The 18,498-nt window shown below is 59.9% G+C and carries 12 protein-coding genes; 5 read left to right on the top strand and 7 right to left on the bottom strand.

Annotated features, from left to right (window positions below; genetic code table 11):
- The first annotated feature begins 72 nt into the window (after positions 1 to 72).
- The 5 genes from QMX97_RS09325 (at position 73) to QMX97_RS09305 (ending at position 6,119) form a co-directional block, all read left to right on the top strand.
- Positions 73 to 672 (top strand): histidine phosphatase family protein, encoded by a 600-nt coding sequence (locus QMX97_RS09325; RefSeq protein WP_106805419.1) that lies wholly within the window; start codon positions 73 to 75, stop codon positions 670 to 672.
- Between the two features lie 81 nt (positions 673 to 753).
- Positions 754 to 1,266 (top strand): bifunctional diaminohydroxyphosphoribosylaminopyrimidine deaminase/5-amino-6-(5-phosphoribosylamino)uracil reductase RibD, encoded by a 513-nt coding sequence (locus tag QMX97_RS09320; protein ID WP_256595142.1) that lies wholly within the window; start codon positions 754 to 756, stop codon positions 1,264 to 1,266.
- A gap of 566 nt (positions 1,267 to 1,832) precedes the next feature.
- The gene (locus QMX97_RS09315) at positions 1,833 to 2,483 is read left to right on the top strand and encodes an HAD-IA family hydrolase (protein WP_106805421.1); all 651 of its coding nucleotides are present in this window, start codon (positions 1,833 to 1,835) and stop codon (positions 2,481 to 2,483) included.
- Between the two features lie 500 nt (positions 2,484 to 2,983).
- Positions 2,984 to 3,262 carry a FecR domain-containing protein gene (locus QMX97_RS32115; RefSeq protein ID WP_348775366.1) on the top strand — a complete coding sequence of 93 codons (279 nt, stop codon included), beginning with the start codon at positions 2,984 to 2,986 and terminating at the stop codon, positions 3,260 to 3,262.
- 547 nt (positions 3,263 to 3,809) lie between these two features.
- Positions 3,810 to 6,119: a TonB-dependent receptor gene (locus QMX97_RS09305; protein WP_226940012.1), complete on the top strand. Its 2,310-nt coding sequence runs from the start codon at positions 3,810 to 3,812 to the stop codon at positions 6,117 to 6,119.
- 158 nt (positions 6,120 to 6,277) lie between these two features.
- On the opposite strand, the gene pelG is transcribed toward QMX97_RS09305, so the two are convergent.
- Genes pelG through QMX97_RS09270 form a run of 7 tightly spaced genes read right to left on the bottom strand, consistent with a single transcriptional unit; the run spans position 6,278 to position 18,443 of the window.
- On the bottom strand, positions 6,278 to 7,648 hold the full coding sequence (gene pelG, locus QMX97_RS09300) for an exopolysaccharide Pel transporter PelG (protein WP_065899656.1): 1,371 nt from the start codon (positions 7,646 to 7,648) through the stop codon (positions 6,278 to 6,280).
- Positions 7,649 to 9,163: a GT4 family glycosyltransferase PelF gene (gene pelF / locus QMX97_RS09295; protein WP_065899655.1), complete on the bottom strand. Its 1,515-nt coding sequence runs from the start codon at positions 9,161 to 9,163 to the stop codon at positions 7,649 to 7,651.
- The gene (locus QMX97_RS09290; protein ID WP_065899654.1) at positions 9,153 to 10,148 is read right to left on the bottom strand and encodes a HEAT repeat domain-containing protein; all 996 of its coding nucleotides are present in this window, start codon (positions 10,146 to 10,148) and stop codon (positions 9,153 to 9,155) included. Before QMX97_RS09290 ends, pelF begins: the two co-directional genes overlap by 11 nt.
- Positions 10,126 to 11,493, bottom strand: coding sequence for a PelD GGDEF domain-containing protein (locus QMX97_RS09285; RefSeq protein WP_065899653.1), 1,368 nt, complete (start codon positions 11,491 to 11,493; stop codon positions 10,126 to 10,128). Before QMX97_RS09285 ends, QMX97_RS09290 begins: the two co-directional genes overlap by 23 nt.
- A 5-nt stretch (positions 11,494 to 11,498) precedes the next feature.
- A complete protein-coding gene (locus tag QMX97_RS09280) occupies positions 11,499 to 12,017 on the bottom strand; it encodes a penicillin-binding protein activator LpoB (protein WP_065899648.1) in 519 nt (172 codons plus the stop codon).
- A 26-nt stretch (positions 12,018 to 12,043) separates the two neighbouring features.
- Positions 12,044 to 15,652, bottom strand: coding sequence for a tetratricopeptide repeat protein (locus tag QMX97_RS09275; protein WP_282396772.1), 3,609 nt, complete (start codon positions 15,650 to 15,652; stop codon positions 12,044 to 12,046).
- Complete coding sequence (locus tag QMX97_RS09270; RefSeq protein WP_201143348.1) at positions 15,630 to 18,443, bottom strand: bifunctional glycoside hydrolase 114/ polysaccharide deacetylase family protein; 2,814 nt, start codon at positions 18,441 to 18,443, stop codon at positions 15,630 to 15,632. The genes QMX97_RS09275 and QMX97_RS09270 overlap by 23 nt, the downstream gene beginning before the upstream one ends.
- Positions 18,444 to 18,498 lie beyond the last annotated feature (55 nt).

Below are 18,498 nucleotides of genomic sequence, written 5' to 3'. Positions count from 1 at the left end.
CCCGATTCGTCACAACAGCCCGAGCGGCTTCAGTTGGTAAGGTTCCCGGTTTAACTCATTAAGATGGATTTCATGCATTTATACGTCGTACGGCACGGGGAAACCTGGGCCAATGCCGAACAGCGCTATCTCGGTTCACTTGATCCAGCGCTGACCGAACTGGGGCGGCGGCAAGCTGAAGCGCTTGGCGAATACTTGCCCAAGAATCTTGATGCACTCGTCGTCTCCCCTCGCATAAGGGCTAAAGAAACTGCGAGGATCATTAACGAAAGGCTGAAGCTCCCGATCGAGATTATGGAGTGTTTCCGAGAGCGGGATGTCGGAGTTTTTGAGGGATTGACTCAAGCTGACGCAAGAGAGCAATACCCGCAGCTTTGGTCGCAAAATATCACTCGACGTTGGGATGCCGGACCAACCGGCGGTGAGTCGATCTCAGACGTAGTGAAGAGAGTACGAAGCGGTTTGGTTGAGCTGGAATCGAAATACTCGTCAAAAACTGTTTTGCTCGTCGCGCACGGCTTCGTTGCAAAGGTCATCCGCGCGATGGCCAAAGGGGATTTTTCAGATTTTTACCACTGGCAGCTCTCAAACGGCCGCATGCTGATCTTGGAGAGTTTCGAGATTCCAACGCTTGATACTGACATTCTGAGAGGCACGCTGCCTCTAGTGTGATGCTGGCTGCTGCCATGAATGGGCGCCCGCGTAATTTAAGTGTAAGTCCATAGTGACGCCTGCACAGCACTGGCTAATCCGATGTGCCAAGAGTTGGCTGCCGAGGATGAGAACCAATCGAATATGCCTAACACGTCCTCCAATACCGATTTTATGCACCTCGCTCTCGCCCAAGGGCGTTTAGCCCTACCTGAGTGCCTCCCAAACCCGCCGGTAGGTTGCGTGCTGGTAAAAGATAACGCGGTGATCAGCCAAGGTCATACACAGCCGCCTGGGTTTTATCATGCGGAAGCAATGGCGCTAAGCTGCTTATCGCGCGACTGCTCCGGGGTCTCTGCATTTGTCACGCTTGAGCCATGCTCCTTTCATGGCCGAACTCCGTCATGTGCGTTGGCACTGATAAAAAGTGGAGTCGAGACAGTGTTTGTTGCGCTGCTTGATCCCGATCCGAGAAACTCGGGAGCAGGCATAAAAATGTTACAAGATGCAGGTATTACCGTCGTTGTCGGCTTACTGGCAGAGGAAGCTGCCAAGGACTTAGCTGATTTTTTAGTAAGAAAACCAGATGGATCATCGGATCATAACGATGAGTAAATCGTCGACCTCTCAGCACAAGTCGGGATGCCCGTACCGTTACCTCACGGGTCCTCACGGGCCGGTTTTTTTGATCGGCATACACGCACCTCTTCAACATGTTATATCCGAACACAAAATCTATGACATTCCCAGATAGCGATCTACGAATAGAATTTACTAAGGGCTAAATGCAGTAGCCGTCCGGGCAAGACACCTTGTTTGCAATTTCGAATAGAGCAATGGCGTCCGATTAGATAACATTTTCAGCGCTTTCAAGCAGATGCATCCCCATCTCAAACACTCGAACTTCCATGCCAAACTCCCTCGTACATCCGGATCGCAGCTGTATTGAATGTCCAGACAGCTAGTTCGAGGTCTTCTGCTCCTCTAACGGTTGCCCATTCCCGCGCAGCGCTCATCAGTTTTCGTCCAATACCCATAAGCATATGGCGAAGTCACCCAGAACCCGGTTGCTTCTAAGGCTATACGTAAAAAATCTTATACCGACGTTAGCCGTTCCCATATGCTCGCCCCCGAGAAGCATCATCGGTTAATGGAGATCAGAAGTGTTCTCAGGGACAGTCATGACTACCGTCACGAAGGCTACTTTGATACACGCGATTATGGTCGATGTGGATGGTGTCATTGTTAACGGTCGACCCTCCGATGGAGAGGGTTGGGCTTCCTCTCTCGAAGAGGATCTTGGGCTGGCACGCTCAGATCTTCATACGGTGCTCTTCGAGCCGCATTGGGACGACATAGTCACGGGTAAATTAAGCTTGGAGGCGACGCTGAAATCCGTGCTGCCGGACATCGCACCGGGCCTTTCTCCACAAACATTATTGAAGTATTGGTTTGAAAATGATGCCCGGCTTGACCTGAGATTGCTGGCTGATCTCGACCTACAACGGCGTCATGGCGTCAAGGTGTATCTTGCGACCAATCAGGAGCACCTTCGTGCAAAGTTTCTGATGGAGTCGATTGGCCTAGATCAGTATTGCGACGGTATTTTCTATTCAGCAGCGCTGTCTTGCCGGAAGCCAAGCACCCTTTTTTATGAGAAGGTCAACGAATTGTCTGGGTTCCGGCCAGAACAGCTACTTCTGATAGACGACACTCCCGCAAATGTTTTGGCTGCGCGCAACTTGGGATGGAATGCTATTGAGTGGAATAAGTCCAGCACGCTCGCGGGCCAAATAGACACGCTGCAATTGGCCGCGAGGCGTATTGGGTAACTCGGCCTGATTTCTGGCCTCAATGCAACGGCGAATAGTGCTCGCTGAAACAGAGGTGCTGTAGGGACAGGCGTTGCCTGGCCGGGCGAGAGCGTCGATGACATCATCAGGGTAGATTTAGAGATAAGCCTGCTCTCATAGGCTTTATAAAACGCCACTTATCAGCAAGTTATGGTTCGCTTCGACTCCTGGTGCCGCACCATACGCAGTACCCGAAAAGGCTCACCGAAAGGTGGGCCTTTTTTGTGTGCGCTAGATTTTTGTAGGAGCTGCCGAAAGCTGGGAAGGCGTCATCCAACACAAGAACAACAAACCCCGGATCTACCTCACTCTGTAGGAGCCGAGCTTGCTCGCGATAGCGATCTCAAGCAATCGAGCAACAACAGGCATGAACGTCGTTACAGCATCCCGTCAGGCACATTTAATCCACCCATTAAATCTCACTACTGGAGTCGCCTGCGAACAACAACGCATCAACCGAGCAAGTCCCGTATGGCTCAATGCTCGCTCAACAGCGTACGAGTATCCATGAGCGTCCCCCGCAGCGCCTAGACGATGGCTCACAACTGGCACTGAACGCGGATACTGCATCGGATATCCGCTCCGACTCAAAACAGCGGTCGATCCAGTTGTACCGTGGCGAAATGCTTGTTAACACCGCCCAGGATCCCACCCAGCGGCCATTTATCGTTCAGACCGGCGAAGGTCGGGTACGTGCGCTCGGCACCCGGTTTAGCGTCCGTCATCTGATCGAACAAACGCGTGTTGGAGTACTGTAAGCCGCTGTTGAAGTAAATCCGCACCAGCATGTTGAACGCACTCTGCGCCTCAATGCTGGAGAGCAAGGCACCTTTGACCGCGATGCAGTCGATGTAGCCAGCCTGTTACCCCCGTACAGGGCATGCTGGGCGTTGATGACTGGCGGCTGGGGGCTTTCATCGAAGAGCTGGGACGCTATCGCCCTGGCGTACTGCGCTGCATCGGTTCAGGAGCTGAGCATCTCAGGCGCGCTCCGCATCGATGATACGGATACCGTGCTGGAAAACCGGAGCCAGACCTTACCGGTGAGAGTGCACTACCTGACGCGCTATTGGGCTAGCATCGAACCGGCATGAGTTCGATTTGAAAATGTTTAACGAGTCACCTTGCTGATTTTGATTCTCATCCGTCAATGACACAAGCCGCGATGACGGCGACTTTCTGCCATGACAACGGAAGGATCAACGAATGCCCCTGCTTCCCCTCTATGCGAAGACTTCAATGACCCGCCCGGTTCGCTTGGCCCTCTTTGGACTGAGCCTCGCGAGTCTGTCGGGGCTGGCGCTAATGTCCACGCCAGTTTTGGCGCAAAGCCAGACGTCCTACCAGATCGCCTCAGGCCTGCTTGGCACTGCCCTGACCCAGTTCGGAGTGCAGGCGGGCGTGACTATTTCATTTGATACCGAGCAAACCCGCCGTCTGACTACGGCGGGCCTGACTGGCGTGTACAGCGTCGAGGAGGGACTGATGCGCTTGCTGGCGAACAGCGGGTTACAAGCGCAGCGTCAGAGCAATGGTGGCTACGTGTTGATCCCTGCCAATAACGGAACCACGGTGGTGCTTGGCGCGACGAGTGTCACGGGCCAATCGCTGGGAGCGACGACAGAGGGGAGCGGATCGTACACCACCGGTTCCATGAGTACCGCGACCAAACTGGCCACCTCCATGCGCGAGACGCCGCAGTCGGTCACGGTAATCACTCGCCAACGCATGGATGACCAGAACATGCAGTCTCTGGAGGACATTTCGACTCACACCCCAGGCCTGACCATGCGCAAAACCGGTGGTGAGCGCCCAGAGTTCTATTCCCGCGGTTCCGCCATCGACAACATCATGATTGACGGACTGCCAGTCGCGTATGACAGCGACACCCTTGGCACGTCGACCCTGGCGATGTTCGACCGGGTTGAAGTCGTGCGCGGTGCGTCGGGCCTGATGCTCGGCGCCGGCAACCCCTCCGGCACCCTCAACCTGATCCGCAAGCGCCCCACCGTCGAGCCGCAAGTTTCAGTCACCTTGGGCGCCGGCTCGTGGGACAACTACCGCACCGAAATCGATGCCAGCAGCGCACTCAATTCTGTCGGTTCGATCAGAGGCCGCGTGGTCGGTGCCTTCCAGGACAAAGACAGCTTTACCGATGGCTACAGCAGCAAGCGCCAGTTGTTGTACGGCATCACCGAATTTGACCTGAGCGAAGCCACGACCCTGACCCTCGGTGCGTACTACAACCGTGAAGACAACCCGGGAGCCGACTGGTCGGGCATCCCGACCAGGGCCAATGGCACGTTCCTGCCGATATCCCGCTCGACGCGCATGAGCCCGAACTGGACCTACTGGAACAAGAAAAACACCAGCGCATTTGCCGAAATTGAGCACCGCTTCGACAACGACTGGAAATTGCGCCTGAATACCACGTGGCTGCGAGGCGACCTGGACATGCTGGGCACCAGTTTCTACCGACTGGACCCCAGTGCAGATCAGTTGAACCTGAACGTGGGCCGCTACACCTACCAGCACACACAAAAAAGCGTCGACGGCTACGTTTCCGGCCCCTTCACCCTGTTTGGCGCGACCCACGAACTGGTACTTGGTGGCAGCTATCGCAATGATAAAACCGACGATGGCCCCGGCGGTGGTTTCCTCAATGACCCAAACATCGTGCTCGACCCATCAAACTTCGACTATCACGGCGTAGAAAAACCGGCCATCAACTACAACTGGTCTCGTAAGGGCAAGGTCGATCAATACAGCACCTACGCCACCGTGCGCTTCCATCTGCGCGACGACCTGAAATTGATCCTCGGTTCACGCCTGGATTGGTATGAATACGAACAGAACACTATTTCCGGCGATTACACGTTCGGCGCCGACTACAAGGCTACGCGCGAATACACCCCCTATGCCGGCCTGATCTACGACATAAACGATACCTACTCGGTGTACACCAGCTGGACCAGAATCTTCCAGCCGCAAGCCAACGTGGACTTCCAGGGCAGCCTTCTGCCGCCGGTCACGGGTACCAACCGTGAAGTCGGGATCAAGGGCGAGTACTTTGACGGGGCGCTGAACGCTAGCCTGGCCTACTTCCAGTTGAACCAGGAAAATCTCGCCCAAGGGCTTGATGCCTGTGCACCGGGTGTTGCTTCCTGCTCCGTGGCCTCCGGTGAAGTGGAAACCAAAGGCGTCGACCTTGAACTGCAAGGCATGCTTGCCCGTGGCTGGCAGGCCTCCGCCGGCTACACCTACGCCGGCGCCAAGAACGTCAAGGGCGGCAGCGGTCGCTTCGACAGCGACACGCCATACAACCTGCTCAAGCTGTCCACCACCTATCAATTGCCGGGCGACCTCGAAAAATGGTCGATCGGCGGTTCATTCCGCAGCCAGAGCAGCACATACACAACCTACGGCGTATCGCAGGGCGGCTACAGCATCGTCGACCTGATGACCGGCTACAACGTGAACAAAAACCTCAAGGTCCAAGCCAACCTGAACAATGTGTTCGACAAGCACTACTACCAGAGCATCAGTAACCCGGCGGGCGCAAACATCTTCGGCGACCCGCGTAACGTGGCCGTGACCATGAAGTGGAGCATGTAAGCTACATCTTCGGAGAATGACAACCTCCTGCTTGGGCAGGTGTGCGCCGCAACATGCCCTCAGGCGCTGTCCACTCCGGCAGCGCCGAGCAATAAGTCGCAACAAAAAGGGCACTTGCCTAACCGCCAAGTGCCCTTTTTTATCACCCGCAAATACGCTTAACGCGCCAGCATGAACGTCTCATATTCCAGGTCTTCCAGCGCCGACGACAGGCGCGCCAGCCCCAGCAGGACACACACCAGCAACGACAGCGTGAACCCGTAGCCGAAGAAGCTCGGGCCCAGGTGCATGCTGAGGAGGGTCAGGCCGGCGTTCAACACAGCGAACAGTACGCACAGTTCCAGTACCACGCGACGTTTGTCGAGGTAGAAGAACACGTTGAGCAGCGCCATGAACACCACCTGGATGCTCACACCGATCAGGTCGATGTAGAACAGTGGCAGGTAGTAGCTGGAGATGCCGATCCACTCGAGCAAGCGCGGCGCGAAGAGGAACAGCAGGACCACGGTGAGGCCCTGGACCTTGCAGATTTCCAGCAGGCCCTGGCGAATGGACAGGGTCATTTCGGTTTTCAGCGATCCGATGTGCTGCAAGGTCTCGCCGTCGCGGATGGCGCGGAACAGCCGGTCGTACCATTCGGCGAAGTCGGTTTCGATGCGTACCAGGAAAACCGCCATGCCAGGGATGATCGCCAGGTACGCGATGAAAATCGGCATGTCATACAGGATCGAGGCGCGCAGCGGGCCGATGACGGCGTTGGAAGTGCCGGGGTTGAACCAGAACAGGATCTTGTCGACCCAGATGCCGAAGTTGTAGAAGAACCCGGTGACCAGCAGGCTGAGGAACACGTTGCGACGATTGAGGAAATCGAAGGCAATCATTTTCTCGGCACGGTATTCGCGCAGGATGTCGTAGAGGTACAGGAACAGCAGGCTGCCGTGCCCGATCAACAACGCCAGCAACAGACCGGGCATCTTCAGGAAGCTCAGCAACCAGGCACTCGCCACCATCAGCGCGTAACCCACCACCATCACCAGCAGGATGCGGTTATATTTTTTCATCCCCGAGAGGAAGATGATCACCAGCCACAGGTTGCACAGCACCACGAAGTTCGACAGTACCAACACGCGGTAGATCAGGGGCTGATCGAACAGCAGCGCCAGCACGATGACACCCAGTACGCCGGCGCCGACGGTGACCATCAACAGGATGCCCAACAGGTTCGGCAGGATTTGCTCGTAGCGTTGCTCGAACAATTGGTCGGACACAAAGCGGGTGAAGAACAACTGCAGCCCACCCGTGAGGATCAGCGAGCTGGCCATCAGGTAGGTCACCGTCACCAGGAACTGCCCGACCAGTGAGTTGGGCAACAACAGGCCGAGGCTGATAATCCCCACCAGCATTACGCTGATGATCGACAACACCCACGGCCCGGAGCTGATCAAGCCCGCATACACGTAGGCGTGCAGGGTTGCGGTGTATGAGTCGCGCGAAAGAATCTTGCGCAGTTCGAAGCCAATACCGGCCATTTAATTGTTCTCCATGGCTGCCTGGTACAGGTCGCGGTAGCGCTGCAGCATCAAGGCTTCGGTGTAGTAACGGTGGACCCGCAAGAGCCCGCTGGCCTGTGCGGCCTTCCAGCGTTCCGGGCTGCGCAGCAGTTCGAGGATCGCCGCCGAGGTGGCTTGTGGGTCGGCGATCGCCACCACTTTGCCGGCGAGGCCAAGGTCACGGTCTTCGGCGCTGCCGCCTTCGATCAATTCTCGACACGAACCGACGTCGCTGCTGATCACCGGTGTACCGGCGGCCCAGGCTTCGAGGATCACCAACGGCTGGGCCTCGCTGATCGAGGTCAGCACCATCAGGCCCAGTTTGGGCAGGATGTCCTGGATGCGCTGGAAGCCCAGGAAGTGCACCTTGCCTTCAAGCCCCAGACTGGCCATCAAACTGCGGCATTCGCTGACGTATTCCGGATCTTCCTCTTCGGGGCCGACAATCCAGCCCTCGGCCTGTGGCATGGCGCTGATCACACCGCGCATGGCCCGCAGGAAGGTCTTGACGTCCTTGATCGGCACCACCCGCCCAATCAGCCCCACCACCGGCGCAATGCCCGGCTCGCGGGATTCCAAGGCCTTTGCCCACTGCGACAGGTCGATGCCATTGGCGATCAACTGCGTGCGGCTCGGGTCGGCGCCGTCCTTGATCTGGCGCTGACGGTTGCCGTCATACAAGGCAATGATGTTGTCGGCGCTGTTGTAGGCCAACTGGCCGATGCGTTCGAAATAGCGTACCCACAGCGTGCGGATATACCCCGAACCGCCATCGAGGCTGCGGTTGAGCGCCTGGCCGGAGCTTTCGGCGATCCACGTGGCCTGGGCCAGGTCGATCTTGCGCTCCTTGGTGTAGATGCCGTGCTCGCTGAGCAGGTAAGGACATCCCCAGCGATGCTTGAGGATGCAGCCCAGGAGCCCCGCGTAACCGGTGGAGATCGAGTGCAGCACCCGTGCACGCGGCATCTTGCGCGAAGCTTCGGCGAGCATCAGCAACGGCGACTGCAGGGAACGCAGGGTCCAGAAATAATTGACGAAGGAGGGGTCGGCGCAATGCTGGCGATAGCCTTCGCTGAGGGTCTCCCAACTGGCGCGGCTGCGCAGTACGTCGTCGAGGGTCATGTGCCCTTCGGCGATGCAATTGAGCATGCGCTCGCCCAGCTCGCGCGGGGGCGCGTCCGGGTGGTGCAAGAAGCGATATAGGTCGGCCAACTGCTGCGGGTCGGCCTCGCGCGGCTTACCGCGCTGGTTGGCAGGATGGGTGGCATCCTCAAGGAACACTTCTTCGATGTGCACCACGTTTGTCGGCACTTCATAGCGTCGCGAGGAGTATGCCGAGCGCTGGCCGCCGATGAACATGACCGAAAAGGTCAGCTCCGGCAGGCCCAGGATCATCTGGTGAATCCAGCTCGATACCCCGCCGCGCACGTACGGCCAGGTGCCTTCCAGCAACAGACAGATATCAGCGGTGGGTGTCGCTTCCTTATGATTCATTCCAGCTCCTCACCAGCTCAGCGAACGGTGGACGCTGGCGGGTTTTCTCGGGAAGGCTGGCGAGCAACCCAGGGATTTCGTGATAACGACCGGCTTCGAACGCCAGCTCAGCATGAAACGGCAGCAATTGCGCAGCGCCCAGGCCATTTCGCTCGGCCTCGTGCAACAGCGCTTCAGCCCGCTCGTTCTCGCCGCGCTCCAACGCAATACGTCCCGCCAACAGCAGCAGCTCACCGCCCTCGCCCGCGGCCAAACCTTGCTCGGCGTGTTCACTGGCTTGATTGAGGACGTGTTCGAGCACACTGCCCTGGGCCAGGCCGAGGTAGGCCAGCTCCCAATACCAGCGCGCCAGCATGCTGTGCACCGGGCCTGCCATGCGTGGGCTCACGCCGGCCAATTGCTCCAGGGCCATCTGGATGTGCAGGTTGATGTCGCTTTCCTGCTTGTCGAGCATCGAGTACGCCAACAGGCGCACGTCGTCGCTGGGATCGCCCAGGGCCAATTTGAGGATGGGCACCGCGTCCTTGCCGGGCATGCGCCGCGTCGCCAGCAAGGCTGCCAGGCGCTGGTCCGGATCGGGCGCGTGACGCAACACATCCTGCAGGCCGCCATCGGCAAAAATCGGCGTGCGTGTCTGCGCCTGCGCACGGAACGGCAGGCCCGGGATGCCAACAGCCTGCCAGGCCTGGCGGTCGCGTTTGCGCGGCAGGTACAGCGCCGGGAAGATTGCCGCTACTACGCCCAGGGTACCGATGACCGGCACGAAGAATGCCAGGCAGAAAATGAACAGCGGGCTCCAGGGAAGCGGTGCACGGTAGCGCGCCGGCAGCATCCGCCACACGGCAGCGCACAGCATCAGGCAGGCGAGGCCGTGGCTGAAGATAAACACCAGCAGTTGATGCAACTCCGGCGCATTGAGCCACAAACTGGCCCAGCTGCCCGCCTCTAACAACAAGGCTCCGCTAAACAGCCACTTGCTGATCATTCAGGCCACACTCGTTGTGAAGAAAGTTACGCAGCCCGTTGCGGTCACAGCCAGGCTCCAGGTTGAAAGGCATTACCCGCACACCCAGGCTGTCAAAATCGGTGTCGATGCCGAAGTGCTCGTGCAGCAACAGGCCGATACGCGCCAGGTAGCCTTGGGTGCCTTCCGGGCTGGTCAGCGGCAACAGGACCAACAGCAAAGGATGATCGCGATTGTTGCGAACCGGCAGGTGCAGGTCGAGACCACGCTGGCTGCGCTCCATCAAACGCGTCAACTCGTCGTTGGGGCGCGTCATCTCAAACGCGAACAGGCCGGCCGGCAACGTGTGCTGCTCCGCATCCACCAGCGAGCGCTTGAGCTGCAAGGTGAATTGCTGCGCGTCGGCATCGGGCAGGCGCAGCACTTGCGGATCGCGGCGCAACAGGTCGGCGATGTGGCCGGCGAGCAACGACAGGAGGCTCAGCGTGCGGTCCTGGAACGCGAAGAACGGCATCTGCCGGACCGCCAGGATCGCCAGCAGGCGACCTTCGGCGTCGATCAGCGGGATGCATGCCTGCAGCGATGAGAACTGCGCGGAGTTGCCGGAGTCGATCAGGTCCTGACGCACGCTGACCAGCTCGCCACGTTCCAGGCACAGGGTGATCAGACCGTCGTCGGTGCCCAACGGGCCCATTACGCCGATCATGGCCAAGGCCTCGGGCAGCACATTTTTTTCGCTTTCATCGACACGGTACAGCCCGGCAACGCGCAGGGCACCGTACTGGCCCAGCATCGCCACGATCGGCTCCGCCAGGTCGCTCAGGGCATCGCCTTCGATCGGCATGCTGCGCAGCTTCTCGCGCAGGCCCAGCAACGAACTGCGCAGGCTCTGATCGCTGCCAGCGACGCGCTGCTCCAGCAAGTCATGGGAAACCCGCAGGATCTGGTGAGCGCGGGTGAACTCATCAAGACGGTACTGGCGGTACTCGTTGGCCATCTGCAGACGCTCCAGGCGGCGCACCCACAGGTCGCGAACTTCACCCACGAGCATCCCGCACACCAGCACGCCGACGATAAACGACGGCTCAAGCTCGGTGTAGCCTGCATGCCCGGTGTAGCGCAGCACAAATAACGCCACTACCAGCAGACCTGCGCTGAACAAGCCGCGTACAAAACCGTAACGCACACCTAACAGCAGCGGCGCCAGGATTACCCAAGGGAAACCACCGTGCATCTGCAACGGGTCTTCGGGAGTCAGCCAGAGGCCGAGGCCAATCGCGGCACCCGTCACTATCAGCGTTTCCAGCCAAGACACCGGCCCGCTGGCGCGGGGCGCCAGGCTGTAATCCATGTGTGGAGAATTCATTGCGTTCACTCGAACCGAAGGGCGCCAACAAGTTTGTCGATTACCGTCTGAGCATTGCCCGCCAGGCTTTCACGGGACCAGCCGGCGCGCGCGCCGCTCTTGCTCCAGAGCACGGTACCGTCCTTGGCGTCCAGCACGCGCAGGCTGATGCCGACCGCTGGCTCGCCGTCCAGGCCGTTCTTGTATTGCCACTCTTCGACGCTGCCTGCAACGACGTAGTCGAGCTTCTGGTCGCGGGCCCACTCGAGGGCGCCGGTGAGGCGCTCGTTGTCATCCATCAGCGCTTGTTCGCCCTGGGTAGTGGTCGGGTAAACGCGAGGCTGCAGACCGTGGCTGCTGAGGACGCTGAGCAGGATCTGCTCGCTGCGCTCACCGGCTTGCGGAGTCTGGGAATAGTTGACCATCGGCACGATGCCCCATTTCGCACTGCGCGACAGGTTCGGGCTGTTTTCACTGGTGAAGCTCGAGCAACCGGCGACGAACAGTACTGTCAGGGCCAGGCTCAGTGTACGAATTGCTTGCATAGGTTTTTCTCCCGTAGATTCTGTAATCAGCGCCCGAAACGCACGCCGTAGCTCATGCCCAGTGTGCCGCCGGACTTGCCATCCCCGCCCTGTGGGGCAGATTGGTAACCGAAGGTCAGGGCCAGTTCGTCATCACCCAGCACTTCAAACCCGATGCCCGTGTTGATGCCGTAGTTGAAAGTCTGATCGGTCCATTGCCAGCCCGCCGTCATGTCCACCAGCCAGGTGTACTGCGGCTTGCTGCGCACCAGTGCGCCGGGTATGCCACGACGCCACGAAGTGCCGACGTAGAGCTGGCCATAGCGGCTTTGCAGCAGGTCGGCGCCGGTCACGGTGTCGACATCGAGAGGATCAAGCTGGCCGGTGTCAGGGTCGGTCGACTGAGGCGTGATCTTGACGGCGCCGCCATTGCGGCTGGACAGGTAGTCCAGGTTGCGATCCTTCACGTTGTTTTTCTGGTAATCCAGGCCGCTGCGCACCGTCCAGTTAGGCCCGGCGAATTCCAGCGTGTGGTTGAGTTCCAGCTTCAACGCCTGGCCAGTCCCCAGCGAGTCACCCGCGCGGGTCGAGAACGACCGCTGCGCCACTTCCCAGCTCAACTGATCGCGTGCGGTCAGGCCGTGACGGCCACCCACCCAGGCGCGGTCCTGCTGGCCGAAAGCACGCATCAGGCCGCTGTCGTCACTCTTGCGATGCCAGTCCAGGCCGGTCTCGATCTGGTGGCTGTTACCCAATTGCCACATGCGTGACAGGCCCAGGCCGTTACGGTCATCGTCCTTGCGCTGGCTGGTGTCGGCGAAGAGCTTCCAACTGCCGTTTTCCACCGAGCGAACCAGGGTCAGGGCGGCATTGCTCTCATCACCGATCCGGGACGAGATGATGTCGTCGCCCTTGTAGTTACCGTGCTCGGCTTCAAGGTCGGCGTACCAGTTGTCACCCAGGTTATGCGCGATCTCCAGGCGCGGCGAGTCAAACGACAGGCCACCGAAATCCTGCTTCTGATAGGACAGCAATGCGCCTTGCGGGGTGCTTTCGTGAATTTCCACGGCCTGGCGACGCAGTTGCTCGTTCACTGAAGACGGCTGGTCGTCGCCGAGGGCGGACAGGCTCGTGTCCAGGGCTTCGTTGGTGCGCCCCAGACGGCTCAGCGCTTGTGAACGCTGGGCCGGGTTCAAGTCGCTGCTGGCCAGCAGGGTTTCAACCTGGGCCTTGTTGCGGCTGCGCAGGGCTTCCTGGATCTGCTCGTAGCGATCGACCTTCAAGCCTTGGCTGCGTGCCCACTCCAACCACCGGTCTTTCTGCGCTTCCTGGTTGGTCGCATCCAGGCGGGCCAGCAGACGCTCGAACCACATCTGCTTCATCGACGGCGAACCGTCCTTCCACTTCAACAATTCCTGCTGCGCCTTGCGAGGCGAGTAGCTGCTGGACATCAACCGCAGCCAGATCGCATAACGCTGGGACGAAGGTTGCAGGTTGTCGGCCTCAGGGTTACGCAGCAGCTTCAAGCGCAGGCGCTGGGCGGCGTCCTGGTAACCGGCGGTGTCCAGTGCGTCGGCGTAGGCCGCTTGCACCAGCCAGTCGTTCGGGGTGAGCTTGAGGTACATGCGGTACCACGCCAAAGCCTCGGTGTCGCGCCCCAGCAACTGGCTGGCGCTTGCAAACGGCAGCCACAGCAAGCGGTCTTCACGCGCATAGGCACGCCACTTGGTGAGCAGTGGCTTGAGCTTGGCGGTGTCGGCCTGGTCGACATACAGCCAGGTCAGGCGCTCGCGGAACAGGTTATCATCCGGGTAGTTTGACAAGCCGAGCAGGTACAGGCGCTCAGCCTCGGCCGTGTCGCCCTGCTCGATAGCCAGCGCGCCACGCACGGCCAGGACCTGGGCTTGCTCGTAGGCCTGCGGGTATTTGCGGGCGTCATCCAGCAAGGCGATCACTTGGTCCCAGTCCTGCAATTCCTGGGCGAGCTGCAGGGCTTCGACCAGGCGTTGAGGGTCCTGGGCGCGGTGCCAGCTGGCAACCATCAACTCCAGCGCGCGCGGGGGGTTGCTGACGCGATACAGGGAGATCAACTGACTCTCGTCGCCGCTGACCAACTTGCCGTTGATGGCGAGCAGGCGCTCCAGCGACACACGCAAATCCTCATCGCGCTCCAGGTCCCAAGCCAGTGCGGCACGTGTGTGCCAGTACTCCGGATCCTGAATGGAGGGATCATCCACCTTGACCACGTCCCACGCAGCCTGCTCTTCGAACAGCTTCATGTGGGTGCTGGCCCAGTCGACCTGTTCGGCCGTGGTCAGCTTGTAGCGTTTGGCGTAGTCCTTGTAGAGCTTGCCTTTGGCGGCGAACTGCCCGGTGTTTTCCAGGTTTTGCAGCAAGCGGGTCCAGGCCAGGCGGTGCGAAGGGTATTTGCGCAGGTAAGTACGCAACCAGGCTTCGGCCTCGGCCGGTGTACCGCGCGATTCGTGACCGTAGATCAACGCATCCAGCTCGATATCGGTGAGTGCGCGCTGTTGCATGATCTCGGCAAGCAACGGGATCGAGCGGTCAAAGTCGAACTGTTGGCTGGCCAGGCGCCAGGCGTGTTCGCGGGTGGCCGGGTCTTCCTTGAGCTTGAGCAGGCGAACCCAGTAGTCCAGCGCCGCTTCGTTATCGCCGCGCCATTCACCGAGGCGGGCCATTTGCTCGAGCAGCTCGGTGTCATCCGGGTAATCGACGGTCAATTGCTGGCCGGTTTCCCAGGCACCGGCCAGGTCATTGATGGCCAGGCGTACGTGGAATTCTTTCAGTGCAATTTTCGGGTTGTCCGGCTGCAGCACGCGCCACTGTTGGAGCACGCGCTGCGCAAGGTCGTAATGCTTGGTCGCCACGGCGACATCGACGCCCTGCTCCAGCCAGGCCGGATCGGTCTGCGGATTGGTGAGGTCGGGCAACTCATCGGAGAGCACCTGTGCGGCTTGCTCATCTTGTCCTGCCGACAACAGGCTGTTGAACGCCAGTTGTGCGTACTCACGTCGCTCGGCCGGTTGCTGGGCATCGCGTTTGAGTTGCAGGTAGATCTGCGCGGCACGCGCGGGTTTTTCGCCGGCCATGAACCACTGCGCAGCGGCTTTGAGTGATTCACTGCGCTGCGCCGGATCGCGCGCGGCGATCTCTTCGAACACGCTGGCTGCAAATGCCGGTGCCTGCAATGTCAGCGCCAGCTTCGCCAGGTTCTGCAGCTGTGGCACCGCCAGTTTGCGGTGATCGAATGTTTCCAGGCGCTCGACCAGCGCCTGCTGCGCAATCAGGTCGTTGCTGCTGGCCGCGACCAGTGCATCCAGTTCCAGGCGATAGTACGCCTGGGTTTCCGGCTGCGGCTTGGGCCAGGCCTCCAGGTGCTGGCGCGCCTTGGTGTAGTCACCGAGGCGAATCAGCAAATCAACCAACTGCAGGCGCAGGTGGTCGTCATCCGGGTGGGCCGTCAGCAGCAGCTCGGCGTAGTTGGCCGACACTGCGTCCGGCTGGCGCCCATCCGGCTGGAAGACTTCTTCGCGCTGGAACGTCGCCCACAGCAGGCCGCCCACGGCGACCGCGACTACCGCCAATGCCCAAGGATTGAGCAGGCGGCTATTTTTAGTTGCAGAGGAGCTGACCATTACTCACCTGCTTCATAGGTAATTGAAAAGTCCAGAGGCCGGCTGACGCCTTGCCCGCGAAACGCTGTCCATCGACTTCCACGCGACACGCCGTCGCCGAGCGTACGGAGAAGGTCAGGTCGAACTGACCGGCAAACGCAAAGCTCACGCGATTTGCATCGACGTAGCGCCAGTCAAGCAACGGCAGATTTGCCTCCTCCAGGGCGGGCCTGGGGTCTCGATCCGGGCGCAGCACCAGCAAGGCCTTGTCGCTGCTCAGCGCCACATAGCGCCCTTGCGGCAAGTCACGCACACCGGCGATGCCTTGGGATTGGAGCAGGTCCGGCCAGCCCATTTGCGCGTCAAGGCGCACGGTGCGCAGCGCGTCCATCCCGCGGATCTGCCAGGCCCCGTCAGCGGTTCGCGCCAGGCTCGCCTGGTACAAGCCGTGCAGGCGGTCAACGTAATCGCTCATCCACAAGGACATCGGCTGCTGATCGCGCATGTAGCCGTAGATCTCATGCATGGCCTTGATCGAAGCCTGCTTGGTGCTGGAGTAGAAGTGATAGTAAAGATGCAGCCCGCGCAGGCGGCGGGGGCTGTCGGTGAGTTCGAAGGTCTCGATCAACTCGCGGAAACCGTAATACGGCCCCTTCCACAAGTTGGTGTAGAGGTTTTCGTTGATGATCGGCGCGTAGTATTGCAGCCCGCCCGGGGTCGGTCGCAGCAGCGGGTTGAGGCCCGTGAGCGACGGGTTGGCCTTGGTCATGATGGTTTCGGCACCGTTGACGTTTTTCAAGCCAGCGTCGTAGGCCAGTTTGATCGTGTCGGACGATGGCAGCGCGTCACCTGGCCAGAACACCATCTTCACCGGCTTTTGCGGGGTGGTCAGGTTCTGGTTGATGTAGTCGCGCGAGCCGAAGATTTCACGCCGAAAATCAATTTTGTCGTAGCCGGCAATCTTCATGTTCATGCCGTATTCCGCGTTGAAGTTCTCGCGTTTCTTGGCTTTGTTCGGCTGCATGAAAAACGGGTGGCTGAAGGTATGGGTGGCCACTTCAACTTTCGGGTTGGCGAAGATCTCGCGCGCAATCGGCTCCAGTTCGCGTGCCAGGAACGGGAACGCGCCACGCGGCGAAATTTCCCCTTCGATGATCGACACGGACGTCAGGAACGGGTTGGGCTTGATGTAGTCGTCCAGGGTGTGACGCCCGGCGTAAGGCGTGCCGCGTACTTCGGCACGCGAAGGAAAGCCGTCGCCATCAATGTGCACGGTCGCGATGCGACGGCCATTTTCGGTGGTGGTGTCCGGGCGCGGCTGGTTCGGCAGGCGCAGGCTGGCCTGGAGAAACGCGAAGGGATCGAGAATCCAGCGGCTGCGCTCGTTGTTGATTTCCAGGATATAAGGCGCGAGGGCCAAGCCACCCCATTTGCCCACTACTACCGGGGTGAATACGTCGCCACCGACGCCTTTCAACGACAGCGCCGGGGTCGGACCGCCGGGCAGTACCGAGACCGCAGCCAAGTCACGGGAGCGCGGTACTACAGGGGCTTCAAAAGCGCCGAGCAGGGCCTTGTCCTGATGGGTGACGGTCAACACCTGTGTCGCCGGCGGCGCATCGCGCTTGAGGCCCAGGCGCTTGAGCAGCAGCTTGTCTTCGACCGGCAGCCCGCTGAAGAACACCACGGGAACCTGCTCGTCGAGGCGTGCATTGAGGAAACGGTTGAACGCCGGGGCATCCTGCGGCGGGCCGCTGGTCATCCAGGTGATCACGCCGGCGTACAGGCCACTGAAGCTGTAGAGCGGCAGATTGCTGTCGGCCGGCAGGTAGTCGACGCGGTAGCCCAGGTATTCGAGCAGGCCGCCAAGATTGGTATGGCCGGCGGCGTCTTCCATCGCGCCTTCACGCGGATCGTAGATTAGCGCGATACGGCGCGGCTGCACTTCGATACTGCTGATGCCCAGTGTGTTGAGGTCCGGGGTGCTGATGTACGGGATGAAGCCTTCGTCGCGCAGACGCTTGGCCAGTGTGCGGGCTTCTTCGCGGCGCTCCGGGGGCAGGTAGTCGATCGCGACCAACGGGATGCCTTTGGCACGCAGCGGTTGCAGGTGTGTTTCCAGCCACGCGCGGTCGGACTCCGATACCGGGCGATAACGCTTGGCGGCGGCATCCCAGCCGGCGTGGATTGACTCGACCGCAACGGCGGCGGCGACGCCGTCCAGTTCGGGCAATACTTCGAAACCACGGTTGAAGAACAGCTTCAGCTTGGGCTGACGTTTGTGCAATTCACGCAGCAGGCTGGCCAGGCCAACGCGCTGGGCTTCACGGGAGGCTGCGGGCACCAGTTGGAAACTGTCGAGCGTATCGAGAAACAGACCGGCATAACCCTGGGCTTCCAACGCCTTCGCACGGCCAAACAAATGCTCGCGCCAGGCGGGTGAAGTGAGGTCCATGACCTGGCTGTCCCAGGCATTGTTGCGTACCGGCGAAACAGCTTTGGTCAGCCCGGCCTTTTCGATTTCCGCCTTGTTGCCGTCGAACTCCCCCACGGACAAGTAGGCAAACGGCTGGCTGCCCAAGGCCCGCAAGGTTTTCACATCGCCCGGTGTCATGTGGCCTGGCTCGACCACGGCCCAGTCGAATTGCGATAACTCTGGCAGTGGCGGCTGGTCGGCGTACCAGAAAGCCACGCTGGCTGGCTGGGGTAACACAGCAGCCTGGACCGCTGGCCCTCCGACGAACAAGGCAAGAGCAGCTAATAGCCGCTCAGCGATCACGCGGACACGCGTCCTGCGGAAAACGATTTCCATAATTCACTCTTGAAAAATGACTGAGCCAATACTGCGTTAACGACGGACAGGTTGA

Source organism: Pseudomonas sp. PS01298 (assembly GCF_029959745.1).
GTDB classification, from domain to species: domain Bacteria; phylum Pseudomonadota; class Gammaproteobacteria; order Pseudomonadales; family Pseudomonadaceae; genus Aquipseudomonas; species Aquipseudomonas aylmerensis.
The sequence above is the reverse complement of the archived record's forward strand: the minus strand, read 5'-3'. Positions and strand labels throughout refer to the sequence as shown.

Bases quoted from the DNA above. Each gene is read 5' to 3' on its own strand.
- QMX97_RS09320 (WP_256595142.1), top strand. From the start codon at position 754: ATGTGCCAAGAGTTGGCTGCCGAGGATGAGAACCAATCGAATATGCCT.
- QMX97_RS32115 (WP_348775366.1), top strand. From the start codon at position 2,984: ATGCTCGCTCAACAGCGTACGAGTATCCATGAGCGTCCCCCGCAGCGC.
- QMX97_RS09270 (WP_201143348.1), bottom strand. From the start codon at position 18,443: ATGGAAATCGTTTTCCGCAGGACGCGTGTCCGCGTGATCGCTGAGCGG.
- QMX97_RS09280 (WP_065899648.1), bottom strand. From the start codon at position 12,017: ATGCAAGCAATTCGTACACTGAGCCTGGCCCTGACAGTACTGTTCGTC.
- QMX97_RS09315 (WP_106805421.1), top strand. From the start codon at position 1,833: ATGACTACCGTCACGAAGGCTACTTTGATACACGCGATTATGGTCGAT.
- QMX97_RS09290 (WP_065899654.1), bottom strand. From the start codon at position 10,148: ATGATCAGCAAGTGGCTGTTTAGCGGAGCCTTGTTGTTAGAGGCGGGC.
- pelF (WP_065899655.1), bottom strand. From the start codon at position 9,163: ATGAATCATAAGGAAGCGACACCCACCGCTGATATCTGTCTGTTGCTG.
- QMX97_RS09275 (WP_282396772.1), bottom strand. From the start codon at position 15,652: ATGGTCAGCTCCTCTGCAACTAAAAATAGCCGCCTGCTCAATCCTTGG.
- pelG (WP_065899656.1), bottom strand. From the start codon at position 7,648: ATGGCCGGTATTGGCTTCGAACTGCGCAAGATTCTTTCGCGCGACTCA.
- QMX97_RS09305 (WP_226940012.1), top strand. From the start codon at position 3,810: ATGTCCACGCCAGTTTTGGCGCAAAGCCAGACGTCCTACCAGATCGCC.
- QMX97_RS09285 (WP_065899653.1), bottom strand. From the start codon at position 11,493: ATGAATTCTCCACACATGGATTACAGCCTGGCGCCCCGCGCCAGCGGG.
- QMX97_RS09325 (WP_106805419.1), top strand. From the start codon at position 73: ATGCATTTATACGTCGTACGGCACGGGGAAACCTGGGCCAATGCCGAA.